At 61.5% G+C, this 12,566-nt stretch carries 12 protein-coding genes and 1 pseudogene; 1 reads left to right on the top strand and 12 read right to left on the bottom strand.

From position 1 onward, the window contains the following. Window positions 1-267: 267 nt before the first annotated feature. Window positions 268-1,305 carry a GSU2403 family nucleotidyltransferase fold protein gene (locus BMW76_RS08245; protein WP_090864643.1) on the bottom strand — a complete coding sequence of 346 codons (1,038 nt, stop codon included), beginning with the start codon at window positions 1,303-1,305 and terminating at the stop codon, window positions 268-270. Window positions 1,306-1,788: 483 nt separating this feature from the next. Then, on the bottom strand, window positions 1,789-3,234 hold the full coding sequence (locus tag BMW76_RS08240; RefSeq protein WP_090864642.1) for a PQQ-dependent sugar dehydrogenase: 1,446 nt from the start codon (window positions 3,232-3,234) through the stop codon (window positions 1,789-1,791). Between the two features lie 199 nt (window positions 3,235-3,433). Here BMW76_RS08240 and BMW76_RS41040 point away from each other — a divergent pair, with 199 nt between their 5' ends. Continuing rightward, window positions 3,434-3,595, top strand: coding sequence for a hypothetical protein (locus tag BMW76_RS41040; RefSeq protein WP_177200331.1), 162 nt, complete (start codon window positions 3,434-3,436; stop codon window positions 3,593-3,595). Window positions 3,596-3,835: 240 nt separating this feature from the next. On the opposite strand, the gene ureG is transcribed toward BMW76_RS41040, so the two are convergent. From ureG to urtE, 10 genes and pseudogenes are all read right to left on the bottom strand, one after another. Next, window positions 3,836-4,477 (bottom strand): urease accessory protein UreG, encoded by a 642-nt coding sequence (gene ureG, locus BMW76_RS08230; RefSeq protein ID WP_090864640.1) that lies wholly within the window; start codon window positions 4,475-4,477, stop codon window positions 3,836-3,838. A gap of 26 nt (window positions 4,478-4,503) precedes the next feature. Further along, the gene (locus BMW76_RS08225) at window positions 4,504-5,184 is read right to left on the bottom strand and encodes an urease accessory protein UreF (RefSeq protein ID WP_090864681.1); all 681 of its coding nucleotides are present in this window, start codon (window positions 5,182-5,184) and stop codon (window positions 4,504-4,506) included. Further along, complete coding sequence (gene ureE / locus BMW76_RS08220; RefSeq protein ID WP_090864639.1) at window positions 5,171-5,794, bottom strand: urease accessory protein UreE; 624 nt, start codon at window positions 5,792-5,794, stop codon at window positions 5,171-5,173. The genes BMW76_RS08225 and ureE overlap by 14 nt, the downstream gene beginning before the upstream one ends. 62 nt (window positions 5,795-5,856) lie before the next feature. Then, a pseudogene (locus BMW76_RS08215) lies at window positions 5,857-7,059 on the bottom strand (RNA-guided endonuclease InsQ/TnpB family protein). 45 nt (window positions 7,060-7,104) lie between these two features. Next, window positions 7,105-8,811, bottom strand: a complete 1,707-nt coding sequence (gene ureC / locus BMW76_RS08210) for an urease subunit alpha (protein WP_090864638.1) — start codon at window positions 8,809-8,811, stop codon at window positions 7,105-7,107. Window positions 8,812-8,869: 58 nt separating this feature from the next. Further along, entirely contained in the window at window positions 8,870-9,175 is a 306-nt protein-coding gene (locus BMW76_RS08205) for an urease subunit beta (RefSeq protein WP_090864637.1), read from the bottom strand. A 12-nt stretch (window positions 9,176-9,187) separates the two neighbouring features. After that, on the bottom strand, window positions 9,188-9,490 hold the full coding sequence (gene ureA / locus BMW76_RS08200) for an urease subunit gamma (RefSeq protein ID WP_090864636.1): 303 nt from the start codon (window positions 9,488-9,490) through the stop codon (window positions 9,188-9,190). Between the two features lie 77 nt (window positions 9,491-9,567). After that, complete coding sequence (locus BMW76_RS08195; RefSeq protein WP_090864635.1) at window positions 9,568-10,371, bottom strand: transporter substrate-binding domain-containing protein; 804 nt, start codon at window positions 10,369-10,371, stop codon at window positions 9,568-9,570. A 235-nt stretch (window positions 10,372-10,606) separates the two neighbouring features. Next, window positions 10,607-11,485, bottom strand: coding sequence for an urease accessory protein UreD (locus BMW76_RS08190; RefSeq protein ID WP_090864634.1), 879 nt, complete (start codon window positions 11,483-11,485; stop codon window positions 10,607-10,609). Window positions 11,486-11,518: 33 nt separating this feature from the next. After that, window positions 11,519-12,211: an urea ABC transporter ATP-binding subunit UrtE gene (urtE, locus tag BMW76_RS08185; RefSeq protein WP_090864633.1), complete on the bottom strand. Its 693-nt coding sequence runs from the start codon at window positions 12,209-12,211 to the stop codon at window positions 11,519-11,521. Window positions 12,212-12,566 lie beyond the last annotated feature (355 nt).

Below are 12,566 nucleotides of genomic sequence, written 5' to 3'. Positions count from 1 at the left end.
GCGTCCCTGTCGAGCGAAAAGCCCGGGACCACAACGATGCCCACGACAAGGAAAGCGCATGGCGAAAGGAAGATCCCGGAACCCACGTCTTCGACATGGAGTCCGTGGGTCCACGGATATCTCTTCTCGTACTTGCAAAGCCGATGTCGGCGGTAACCCTAGCCGCGGATGATGGACCGGTGCAGCTCTTGTGCGGGCGTACAAAAGCCGTCGAAGCGCCGCCCGTTGGCGTGAGGTTAATCGTGTCAGGCGAGCAATGAGTCAGGTCTACGTCTCTGCGCCCAAATCAGCCAGAAAGTCCCGAGCACGCTCTGACAGGTTGGGTACAAGAGTTAGGATTTGGGCGGCCGCCGCCCTGACTCGTGTTCGTGCAGCCTTCTCCAGTTCATCGGCAGCAGCCGTCAACCAGTCTGGAAACCGCTCCGTCAGTGCATCAATCAGCGTTGCGGCTTGCCGTTGGTCCTTCTCTGCCTTAACGGCGCGCGACGGGTCGCGAAGTGTGCTCACGACAAGCTTGTGGAGAGCAAACCTCGCGGGGTCCGGCAGCATTACCGGGACGACATGTTCCTTCCCGAGGACGAAGCCGCGCGCCGGATTCGAGACCAGATATCCGAAGTACGGGAGCCCAGTCGCGTGTGCGCGCAGCTGCGGCAGGGGTTTCGTCTCATAAGCTTCGGTGCCCGGCACGAGCAAGTCGACCTTTAGGGGCTGGCCTCGCGCCTTGAACGAGGTTGATGGCTTTCGCGAATCCAGTTCCGGCACCTCGAGAAAGGGAATGCCTATGTCACACAGGATATCGAGAAAGCTGCGGTCTTCCGGGATCGCCACCGTAATAGAACCCGTGCTTCCGATGTCGATGTCCTCGGTCCTGTAGTTCGCGGGCAGGCGAACGCCGAGACCGTTCAGGAGCGCGCCAAAGGCGTGAGAGCCGACAAGCACCCCGCCGTGGCTGAAGATGCCGGCATTAAAGAGCGTTGCGATGGTTAGCGCTGCTGAGTTGTCGGCAGCAGCGAAGCCTGCCTTACGCAAAATCTGGGCGTCTGCCGCGAGCGAGCGCATTTCCGCGCTCTCAAGCATTTTCGCCTCAAGCGCCGCGTCGGTGGCCGGTTCGCCAGTACGGCCCAGTGAGGTTTCCCTGTGCTTTCCCGAAGCGAGATACACCCTCCAGTAGGTGTAGGTTTTTCCGTCGACGGTCTTTTGAGCTGCCGAACCGGGAGAATGCAACGGAACAATCGGTTGTGCACTGGCCCGTTCGGTGACAGAGGCATACAGGGTTTGCAGAGCTTCGTTATGGAAGCTGGCCATATCGCCGTTCCTCCTTATACCTGAGTATTTCATCGTAGGGTATAAGTAGCGACGCGTCAAAGCCTTATACCCTGTTATATGATTACAAGGTATAAATCGATCCCGTGCGTTTCGACACGATCATAAGACGCCCCAGTGCAACGAAATGAGAAATCTTTCACATAATGGGTGCTAGATGATAGTTTTCCGCGCCGACAATCGGCCCGGAAGCATTCGCATAATTGCCCCGGGAACCGTAGTGGACGAGTTTTCGAGAAGACGGATATGAAGGACCTGCCGTGCAATCTGGCACCAGGTTTTGTTCGCGAATCAGCCGAACAAACACTGCCTGGCATGCGCGGCCCGGCTCATTTGCAAGCCCACTTTATGGGCTGCCAGCGATGTTCAATGGCTGTCAATCGCTCTCCGCGCCGGCTTCGTGTACACGTCCTTTCGGAAGGGTATGGATACGCGCTCCACCTGAGTTTTCCCAGTACCCGCGAACTACTGATGCGTAATTCGGCGAATGGTGCTCGTGACCAGATCCACGTAAAACAGATCGCCATTCGGACCGGCCTTCAAGTCCACCGCTCCGCCCTGAAGGCCTTTGGCAAACGACTGTGGCTGTGGCAGGGACGTATTGTTCGGCGGCGGCATCTGAATCATCCAGATGCATTTGCGCAGGTAATCGCCGAAGTACAGTGCGTTTTTATAGATGGCCGGATAGGTCGTGCTGCTGTTATCCGTGAACCCGACGGCCGATATGACACTGCCGTTCTGATCCGGGCCGCCGCCCGACGGCCTGCCGCCACACGTCTTCGCCTTGCTGTCGGCCGGAGTGACGTAACTTCCATGCGCATACGCGAAAAACGGTGCAGACGCGCTCATGCCCGCACAGTAGTTTGTGTTCCCCGTTTTCATCGGGTTTCGATAATCCAGCTGTGATGCCGCCGCGCCGGTTGCCGGATCCCATCCTTCGAAGCACGGCCAGCCAAAGTTTTGCCCGGCATTGCTCAGATGATCGATAGACTCCCACGCGTTCCAGCCTACATTGCCGATGTACAAATCGTGGTTGACGGGATTGACCGCAAAGCGGAAAGGATTGCGCAACCCTGTTGCCACGACTGCTATGCCCGGAGTGGCAGCGCTCAAGTTCGTGACGGCGAGAACGACTCCATCAATGTAAGGTGGCGAATTCAGTTGCAGGCTGCGAAATGCACCCTGCGGGAGGTTCATGCCGTCACCGCAAGCCGTATCCAACTGACCGTAGTCGACCGTATCGAAGCTGGCGCCATCGCCCGCGCTGACGTACAACGTTGTATTGTCCGAGCCGAAAGCCAACCCGCCGATGCTATGAGACGTGTAGTAAAAGCACCAGGGCTGACTCGACGCCGTGCTGGCGGGAAGGATTTTGGTCTCGGTCACCGTCCCATTTACCGGCGACAAGCGGGACAGTTGCCCGCCTGTAACAACGTTTCCGGTACATGGCACCCCAGCGGAAGGCGTCGTATAAAGCACGTAGACGTTTTGTGCGTTCAGCGGGTCGACCGCGAGCCCGAGAAGCCCTCGGTCCGCGTCGTTGCAGACTTCACTGCCGAGGTCGGCCAATTGCGTGCACGTTGACGCCGATAGATCGCATTTCCAGACCTTGCCCCCCTTTTCCGCAACGAACGCGAGCGTCATGTCTGCACTGAAGCTTAGCGCGGTCGGCTGATTGAGGCAGCCGCTGAAGAGAATCTGTTCGGTAAAGCCTTTGGGAAGCGTTGGCTGCGGTCGAGTGATAAAAGGAGGCTTGCATGATACCGTCGGACCGGGACCGGACACGACCTGCGCCTCCGGTTTCCCGGGCGTAGTCGCAAGCGCTACATCGAAGATCAAGGACACCAGCAATATTGTGAGGCCCAGCAGGCGCTGGATTTGATCGGCCGAATTTCTTGTGAGGCGCACCATATCGTCCTCCCGCTGTCGACTGAATGACGAGTCGACTCATTGAAGGACCTGCGTTCGCAGGCAACCCACCACGGGTAGGAAGCGCGCTATGAGGGAAACCAGCGTTGGTCTACCGGAACCCATAATAGGTCTTGCCTCTTACTTGATCAAATTTTTGCAGCACCCGCACGTCAGACCTGGCGTGGCAAGTAGTCGAGCCATGAAAGCGAAGACATACGTCGAAAGCGCAGAGCGCGAAGCGCGCCCGATGGATGTGCCGCCGCCCGAATTGGAAAGCATCGACGCACCGTTACAGGAGGTCGGGATGGATATGATGCAGCCGATACACTGCCCGAGCAGAAGGCGTGAGGACGACGAATGACAAAGTGGCCAGGCGTCCTGATAAGCGCCTGGCCTCTGAAGCAGTTCGGCGCTGTCCGTGCCGGCTGGCAGTTCCGGTCAGCCCCCAAGCGGATTCAGAACTGCGTCCGATTGTCAGCATCCCGCATGCCCGCAGGCGCGGCCTGTGATGTAGCGCAGGTCGAATGTGCGCCACATCACGCGGATTTGTTGCTTTCCCGCACGGTCACAATTCTCTGTCCGCGCTGCGCAGACTCGCACGTCAAACACCCAACAACCCTTTCTTTTCTACAAACCCAATCACCTGATCCAACCCCTCGCGCGCCTTCAGATTGCACATCACGAATGGCCGCTCGCCGCGCATCTTCTTCGCATCCGATGCCATCACATCGAGATTCGCGCCCACCATCGGCGCGAGGTCCGTCTTGTTGATCACGAGCAGATCCGACTTCGTGATACCCGGACCGCCCTTGCGCGGAATCTTCTCGCCGCCCGCGACGTCGATCACGTAGATCGTCAGGTCCGACAGCTCGGGGCTGAACGTCGCGGCCAGATTGTCGCCGCCCGATTCGATGAACACGATGTCCGCGTCAGGAAAACGCGTCAGCATGCGGTCGACGGCTTCGAGATTGATCGACGCGTCCTCCCGGATGGCCGTATGCGGACAGCCGCCCGTCTCCACGCCCATGATGCGCTCGGCGGGCAGCGCGCCCGCCACCGTCAGCAGACGCTGGTCTTCCTTCGTGTAGATATCGTTCGTGATCGCGACGAGGTCGTACTTGTCGCGCATCGCCTTGCAGAGCATTTCGAGCAACGTCGTCTTGCCCGAACCAACAGGGCCGCCGACGCCCACACGCAGCGGCGGCAGTTTCTTCGTGCGATGCATCGGATGGGGTGTGTTCATGTTTCTGATCACGAAAAAGCGAAAGGCTATGAGCGGAAAAGCCGCGAATACTGCGACTCGTGACGCGCCGACAGAATGCCGAGCTGCGGCGCGAACGTGTTGATATCGTCGGGCGAAGTGGCGAGCGCGTGTTTGACGGCTGCGTCGATCGGCTCGCGAAGCGCGACGATGATGCGCTGTCCCGCGAGCTGTCCGAGCGGCACGGCCTTCAGCGCCGCCGCTGCCTGGTTCTCGACCCAGCTGAATGCATAGGCGGCGAGCGCGGCATCCGTTGCGGCATCGTGCGCGAAGGCGGCGAACGCAAATGCCGTCGGCTGCACGATGGGGGTGATCGATGCGAGCGTCGTGCGGCGTTCGTCGTCGCCCCATTCGAGCGACGCGCACAACTGCCGCAGCGACCAGCCCATCTGTTCCGTCTCGCGACGCAATTCCATCGATTCGCGGCTCGCGAAAAATTCGTGATTGCCCGCCGTCAAGGCATCGGCATCATGCGCACGCCAGCGTTCGATCTGATGCGCGAGAAACGGCAGCTCGCCGTGCGCGAGCACGTTCGAAAGGCCGCTTTCGATCCACGCGCGTGCGCTGTCGGCGTCCGTGACCAGTTGCGCTTCGATCGCGGCTTCGAGCCCTTGCGAATAGCTGAACGCGCCGATCGGCAATGCTGGCGACGCGAGATGCAATAGCGCGGTCAGTTCAGCGATGCGCATGATGATGACCATGATCGTGACCGCACGACGACGAACCGCAATCGCCGTGATCATGGTCATGACCGTGATCGTGACCGTGCGCATGCGCATGCCCGTGATGCTCGTCATAAACCTGCTGCGCGATCGCATAGTCTTCGGCGAACGTCTCGTCGTGACCGTGCCGATGCCCGCCGCCATACGCGCCCGTTTCCGGCTGGAACGGCATCTCGACATGATCGACGGATGCGCCCAGACGCTTCAGCATATCGGCGAGCACGGGATCGTATTCGAGCTTCAGATAACCCGCGCCCACTTCCACGGGCGTATGCCGGTTGCCGAGGTGATACGCGGCCCGTGTCAGCGTCAGCGCATCGGGGGCGCGCACGACCAGCACCGATTCGGCGGCCGCGACGATGCGCACGAGAGCGCCATCGTCGGCGACGAGCACATCGCCGTCGCGCAGCACCGTGCCACGCGGCAGCAGCAGCGCGACTTCTTCGCCATCGTCGAGCGTGGCGGCGAGACGGCTCCTGCAGCGCGCATCGAACGCGAGCGTCAGCGTCGGCGCGCGCTTGATCAGAACGGGCGCGAGTTTGATATGGGCGCCCAGCAGTTTGTCGATCGTCCGCATTTGACATCCTCACCTGCCTGAAGGCAGGAGATTCTACTGCGTCTGAAACGATGATGCGTGTCTCAGATCGCCTCGGTGGGTTCCTGCTTCACGGAGCGGTCCGACTGCACCGGCTCTCCACAGGCTGCAACGCGATGTCCTCGCGCCAGAATATTGATCGCGCCGACCAGATCGGCGTTTTCCTCGAAACCGCACTCGATGCAGACGAATCTCGCTTGGGTCTGCCGGTTTTCCGCACTCACGTAACCGCAGACCGGACACGTCCGGCTCGTGTTCGCAGGTGGTACGGCGATAAGCCAGCCACCATTCCACGCCAGCTTGTAATCCAGTTGGCGGCGGAACTCGAACCAGCCCTGATCAAGAATGGCTTTGTTCAGGCCTGACTTGGCCCGGACGTTCTTGCCCGGAGCGTCGTTACTGCCTGCAGCCGAACGGGACATGTTGCGCACCTGCAAGTTCTCGATATACACCATCGCGTGGTTTTTGCTGATCGTTGTCGTGGCCTTGTGCAGGTAATCGCGGCGAGCGTGGCCGATCCGGGAATGGATGCGCTGGACGCGGGCTTTCGCCTTCTTCCAGTTGCTGCTGAACTTTGTCTTGCGGCTCATGGTCCGCTGTGCGCGGCGCAGTCGGGCCTCGTGCCGCCTGAAGCTGTTGAGCGGCGCGAGGTAATTGCCGTCGCTCATCGTGGCAAAGCGGGTAATGCCCATATCGATACCGACTGCGCTGGTGACTTACGGAAACGGCTGATCGACATCGCGCTCGGTCTGGATGCTCACGTACCATTTGCCGCCGCTTGCGGACACCGTGACCTGCTTGACCGCGCCGAGCACTTCACGGCTGTTCCGATAGCGCAGCCAGCCAAGCTTGGGTAGGAAGATGCGGCTGTTATCCTGATCGAGCTTGACCTGTTTCGGATCGGGATAGCGGAAGCTGTTGCCTTGGCCCTTCTTCTTGAACCGCGGGAAGTCGGTCCGCCTGGCAAAGAAGTTGGTGTAGGCGCGCTCCAGATCCTTGAGCGACTGCTGAAGCGGGTGCGTTGGCGCATCCCTGAGCCAAGGCGTCCCTGCGCAATTACGCCATTCAGTGAGCAACCTGCACAGACCGGCATAACCCAGCTTCTTCTCGCCCCGTTCGTGACGTTCCTTGTGCAACGCCAGCGCCTTGTTGTACACGAAGCGACACGACCCTGCGAAGCGGCGCATGTTGCGCTGCTGTTCGCCGGTTGGCATAACTTCGTATTTGAAGGCTTGGAGGCGTTGCATGCGGGAAGTATAGTTTGGTCTCGGCCTGAAGTGCCGAGCACCGGGTCAGAACAGGAAATAGCGTTGCGCCATCGGCAGGACTTTTGCGGGCTCGCAGGTCAGCAACTGTCCGTCTGCGATCACCTGATACGTCTCGGGATCGACGCTGATCGACGGCTGCCACGCGTTGTGAATCATGTGTGCCTTCGTCACGTTGCGGCAGTTCCTCACTGCAACAATACGCTTGCTGAGGCCATAGCGCCCGGCGATGTCCGCATCGAGCGCCATCTGCGATACGAACGTCAGCGACGTGCGCGCCAATGCGCCGCCGCGCGTGCCGAACATCTCGCGATAATGCACGGGCTGCGGCGTCGGAATCGACGCGTTGGGGTCGCCCATCTGCGCCATTGCGATCATGCCGCCCTTCAGGATCAGCGCGGGCTTGATGCCGAAGAACGCGGGCTCCCACAAGACGATGTCGGCCCATTTGCCCGGCTCGATCGAACCGACTTCATGCGCGATGCCATGCGTGAGCGCCGGGTTGATCGTGTACTTCGCGACATAGCGCTTCGCGCGAAAGTTGTCGTTGCGCGCGTTGTCCTCGGGCAGCGCGCCGCGCTGCACTTTCATCTTGTGCGCGGTCTGCCACGTGCGGATGATCACTTCGCCGACGCGTCCCATCGCCTGCGAATCGGAAGAGAGCATCGACAGCGCGCCGAGATCGTGAAGGATGTCCTCCGCTGCAATCGTCTCGCGCCGGATGCGCGATTCGGCGAACGCGATGTCTTCCGCAATCGACGGATCGAGGTGGTGGCAGACCATCAGCATGTCGAGATGTTCGTCGAGCGTGTTGATGGTGTACGGGCGCGTCGGATTCGTCGACGACGGCAGCACGTTTGCCTCGCCGCAGACCTTGATGATGTCGGGCGCGTGGCCGCCGCCCGCGCCTTCCGTGTGATACGTATGGATCGTGCGGCCCTTGAACGCGGCGACCGTCGCTTCGACGAAGCCCGCTTCGTTCAGTGTGTCGGTATGGATCGCAACCTGCGTGTCGGTGTCGTCGGCTACCGACAGGCAGTTGTCGATCGCGGCGGGCGTCGTGCCCCAGTCCTCGTGCAGCTTCAGGCCGAGCGCGCCCGCTGAGATCTGTTCGAGCGCGGGCGCAGGCGTGCTCACGTTGCCCTTGCCGAGAAAGCCGAGGTTCATCGGATAGCCGTCGGCGGCCTGCAGCATGCGCTCGATGTGCCACGGTCCCGGCGTGCAGGTCGTCGCGTTGGTGCCCGTCGCCGGCCCCGTGCCGCCGCCGAGCATCGTCGTTACGCCGCTCGCGAGCGCTTCATCGATCTGTTGCGGGCTGATGAAGTGAATGTGCGTATCGATGCCGCCCGCCGTCACGATCATCCCTTCGCCCGCGATCACTTCCGTCGCCGCGCCGATCGCGATCGTCACGCCCGGTTGAATGTCGGGATTGCCCGCCTTGCCGATCGCAACGATGCGGCCGCCCTTGATGCCGATATCGGCCTTCACGATGCCCCAGTGATCGAGAATCAGCGCATTCGTGACGACGGTATCGACGACGTCGGCAGCGACGCGCTGAGACTGGCCCATGCCGTCGCGAATCACCTTGCCGCCGCCGAACTTCACTTCTTCGCCGTAGATCGTGTAGTCGCGTTCGACTTCGATCAACAGGTCCGTATCCGCGAGACGCACGCGGTCGCCCGTCGTGGGGCCGAACATTTCCGCGTATGCGCGGCGGCCAATGCGTAGTGTCATGTTATGAGGTTCCGGAATGTTCCCGCCGTGCCCCCAAAAGCGGGACACGGACAGGAGATCAAAGCTTGCCCATCACCTTGCCGTTGAAGCCATAGACGATGCGATCGCCCGCCAGCGCGACGAGTTCGACGGTGCGCTCCTGGCCCGGCTCGAAGCGAACGGCGGTGCCCGCCGCGATGTTCAGACGAAAACCGCGCGCGGCTTCCCGGTCGAACGACAGCGCCGCGTTCACCTCGTAGAAGTGATAGTGCGAGCCGACTTGCACGGGGCGGTCGCCCGTGTTCGACACCGTGAGCGTAATGGTTGCGCGGCCCGCGTTGAGTTCGTGTTCGCCGTCGTCGGTAATCAGTTCGCCTGGGATCATGAGCGCACCTCGTCACGCGATCGGGTGATGGACGGTCACGAGCTTCGTGCCGTCGGGAAAGGTGGCTTCGACCTGGATGTCGGGGATCATCTCGGGCACGCCCTCCATCACGTCGTCGCGCGTGAGGAGCGTGGTGCCGTAGTGCATCACTTCCGCGACCGTCTTGCCGTCGCGCGCAGCTTCCATCAGCGCGGCCGTGATGAACGCGACGGTCTCCGGATAGTTGAGCTTGAGGCCGCGTGCGCGTCGCCGCTCGGCGAGCAATGCGGCCGTGAAGATCAGGAGTTTGTCTCTTTCGCGTGGAGTCAGCTTCATCGCATTCGTTGTGTCTCGTTGTATCGCTTCATACCGCTGGGGCCGCTTGACGATACCAGCTTCAACCGACGCCGCGCTTACAGATCGGCGGGCAACGCCGTGCCGAACCACTTCTTCGACATCGCATTGAGCGTGCCGTCGTGCCTCGCCTGCGCGATGGCCGCATCGACTTTTTGCTGCAGGCGCGGCTCGTTTTTGTTGAGGCCCACGAAGCACGGCGAGTTCTTGATCACGAACTTCGGCTCCGGGCGGCGCGGCGGATTCTTCGCGAGAATCGTCGCGGCGACGATGTTGCCTGCCGCGATCAGCTGGACCTGGCCGGACAGGAATGCGGAGATGGTTGCATTGTTGTCTTCGAAGCGCTTGATCGTCGCGTTCGGCGCCATCTGTGTGAGCGCGATCTCTTCGAGCGCGCCGCGCGTCGCGCCGACCGTCTTGCCCGTCAGATCGGCGGGGCCGCTCGCCTTGATGTCGGCGGGACCGAACACGCCCTGATAGTAAGGCGCGTAGGCCGTCGAAAAGTCGATGACTTTCTCGCGCTCGGGCGTCTTGCCCAGCGACGAGATCACGAGATCGACCTTGTTGGTCTGCAGATACGGAATGCGGTTCGCGCTGTTGACGGGCACGAGTTCGAGCTTCACGTTCATCGACTTCGCGAGCAGCGCGGCCGTGTCGATGTCATAGCCTTGCGGCTTCAGATCGGGGCCGACAGAGCCGAACGGCGGATAGTCCTCGGGGACCGCGACCTTCAGCACGCCGGCCTTCGTGATGTTGTCGAGCGCATCGGCATGAGCGACGGGCGCGGCGAGCGCGAGGAGCGGCGAAAGCAGCAGGGCGGCGAGCCACGCGCGGCGCGGGCGATGGGCGGTCGTTTGGATCATGATGGCGAGGGTCTTTTGCGTGTGGTTTTGGCGGGCTCGTTTGGCGTGCTTGCGTGCTCGTGCGTGTCGGCGGATATGCGGCATCGCGCGGCGCCAATAGCAGCAAGGGCTATGCCATGCGAGTGCAAGGCAGGTGCCATATGGATGCCGCAACGGTTTGCCGTCACTTTGCACATGGGTCTGCACCACAAGAAAGCACATCGACGCTCGAAGTTGGTGCGCTGGAGAGATTCGCTCAGGTCGTCCAGAGACGCAGCGGTACGGCTTCGACGCGATGGACGATGGGACGCAACTGCATCCAGCATTGAATCAACGCGTGCTGGAGCGTTTCCATCGATCTCGCGACGCCACGCACGATCATCACGCCAGGGCGCACGCACGAAGCGGCTGCGCGGATCGTGTCGTCGAAGGGCAGTTGGGCCGTGAGCGATTCGGCGAGCGCGTCATCGCATTGCGGGCTGATCGCCCACAGCGTGCCGAACGCTGGAAAACGCGCGAGCCCTTGCGGCGCATCGCGCAACGGATCGCCGGCGGCGAGCCTCGCGCGTTCGAACCACAGCAGTTCACCACCCGGCCCGACGATGCGCGACACCGCACGCACATGGCCTGCCGACCACGTTTCGCCCGCTGCCTGCCTGCCGAGTTGCGTCGCATCCCAGCCGAGCGCGGTCGCGCTTTCGTCGAGCGTCAGCGAGAAGTCGAGCGAAGCGTTGGCATCGTCAAACACGATGTTGTTCTGCGGCAGCCAGTCGAGCTTTGCATTTGCGCCGACGTGTATCGCGGTGCGCTGTTGCGCGGCGCGTCCGTTGGACTTGTACCACTTCGTTGCGCCGGGCGTCGCGAGCACGGCGTGCGCGTCGGCGTCGAGTCGTATGTCGATATCGAGCCGATCGCCGCCCGCGACGCCGCCAGGGGGATGCACGATCACCGCGTGACAGACGGACGGCCCTTCGGGATAGAGCGGACGTTGCAGCCGCAGCGGCCCTTCGTGCCGACGATGGGCGAGCGTCGTGCGGCTGCCGTGTTTGACGAAGCCGAGTTCGAGCCGCGCATGCCATTGGGCGTGCGAAGGGTCGACGGTGGCGAGCGTGGCGTGATGTTCGTGCAGCGACATGCGGCGAGAATAGCAGCTAAGCGGTCTTTGCCGTTATACCGCGATGAGGCTGCGCACGCCGTCGCGATCCATGTCGACGCCTTCGCCGCCCGCGACGATTTCGCCTCGACTCATGACCCAGTAGCGGTCGGCGATTGCTTTGGCGAAGTCGTAGTACTGCTCGACGAGCAGTACCGCGAGGCCCATTTCCTCGACGAGTTGCCGCAATGTTCTTCCGATGTCCTGGATGATCGACGGTTGAATGCCTTCTGTTGGTTCGTCGAGGATCAGCAGTTGTGGTTCGCTCATCAACGCGCGGCCGATGGCGAGTTGTTGTTGCTGGCCGCCGGACAGGTCGCCGCCTCGTCGTGCTCTCATGTCTTTGAGCACCGGGAAGAGGCTATAGATTCTGTCCGGGATTTTCTTTGGGGCTTTTCTGCTGGCTGCGCCGACCAGCAGGTTTTCTTCGACTGTCAGTCGCGGGAAGATGTCTCTGCCTTGCGGGACGTAGGCGAGTCCTTGCGCGACGCGCGCGTGCGGGGCGAGCTTCGTGATTGGCGCGCCGCGCCATGTGATTTCGCCTGTTTTTGTTGGGACGACGCCCATCAGGCATCGCAGCAGGGTGGTCTTGCCGACGCCGTTTCGGCCTAGCAGGACGGTGAGCTTGCCGTCGGGGACTGTGAGCTTTATGTCTCTCAGGATGTGGCTGCCGCCGTAGTACTGGTTCAGGTTTTCTACTTCTAGCATTTGGGGTTTCCTTTTTGCCTTCGGCTTTTGTTTACGTCTGCGACGGCTTTTGGTTTTTATGGCCTGCCGCTGGCATCCGCGATTTCGCCTCGCGGCGCGGGCGTTGCCCCTGTGCGGGGCGGCACCTACTTTTCTTTGCAGCGGCAAAGAAAAGTAGGCAAAAGAAAGCCGCTTACACCGCCAGTGCTCTGTATTACCCACGGGCTCTCAACGTCCCCATCTTTCGCGCGGCAGCGTGCTATCTCATGCGCGTTGCCAGCGCACTTTCTGGACGTCTCACCTGCTTCATGCACCCGCGTTGCGGCTCGCGACGTCGAATTTCCTCGGCCCCTTTGCGGCAAACTGTGTGTAGGCT

It is taken from the genome of Paraburkholderia diazotrophica, assembly GCF_900108945.1.
Classification (GTDB): Bacteria; Pseudomonadota; Gammaproteobacteria; order Burkholderiales; family Burkholderiaceae; genus Paraburkholderia; species Paraburkholderia diazotrophica.
This window is presented reverse-complemented; position numbering and strand designations above follow the sequence as displayed.

Coding starts and splice junctions, on each gene's coding strand:
- BMW76_RS08245 (WP_090864643.1), bottom strand. CDS start 1,305: ATGGCCAGCTTCCATAACGAAGCTCTGCAAACCCTGTATGCCTCTGTC.
- BMW76_RS08240 (WP_090864642.1), bottom strand. CDS start 3,234: ATGGTGCGCCTCACAAGAAATTCGGCCGATCAAATCCAGCGCCTGCTG.
- BMW76_RS41040 (WP_177200331.1), top strand. CDS start 3,434: ATGAAAGCGAAGACATACGTCGAAAGCGCAGAGCGCGAAGCGCGCCCG.
- ureG (WP_090864640.1), bottom strand. CDS start 4,477: ATGAACACACCCCATCCGATGCATCGCACGAAGAAACTGCCGCCGCTG.
- BMW76_RS08225 (WP_090864681.1), bottom strand. CDS start 5,184: ATGCGCATCGCTGAACTGACCGCGCTATTGCATCTCGCGTCGCCAGCA.
- ureE (WP_090864639.1), bottom strand. CDS start 5,794: ATGCGGACGATCGACAAACTGCTGGGCGCCCATATCAAACTCGCGCCC.
- ureC (WP_090864638.1), bottom strand. CDS start 8,811: ATGACACTACGCATTGGCCGCCGCGCATACGCGGAAATGTTCGGCCCC.
- BMW76_RS08205 (WP_090864637.1), bottom strand. CDS start 9,175: ATGATCCCAGGCGAACTGATTACCGACGACGGCGAACACGAACTCAAC.
- ureA (WP_090864636.1), bottom strand. CDS start 9,490: ATGAAGCTGACTCCACGCGAAAGAGACAAACTCCTGATCTTCACGGCC.
- BMW76_RS08195 (WP_090864635.1), bottom strand. CDS start 10,371: ATGATCCAAACGACCGCCCATCGCCCGCGCCGCGCGTGGCTCGCCGCC.
- BMW76_RS08190 (WP_090864634.1), bottom strand. CDS start 11,485: ATGTCGCTGCACGAACATCACGCCACGCTCGCCACCGTCGACCCTTCG.
- urtE (WP_090864633.1), bottom strand. CDS start 12,211: ATGCTAGAAGTAGAAAACCTGAACCAGTACTACGGCGGCAGCCACATC.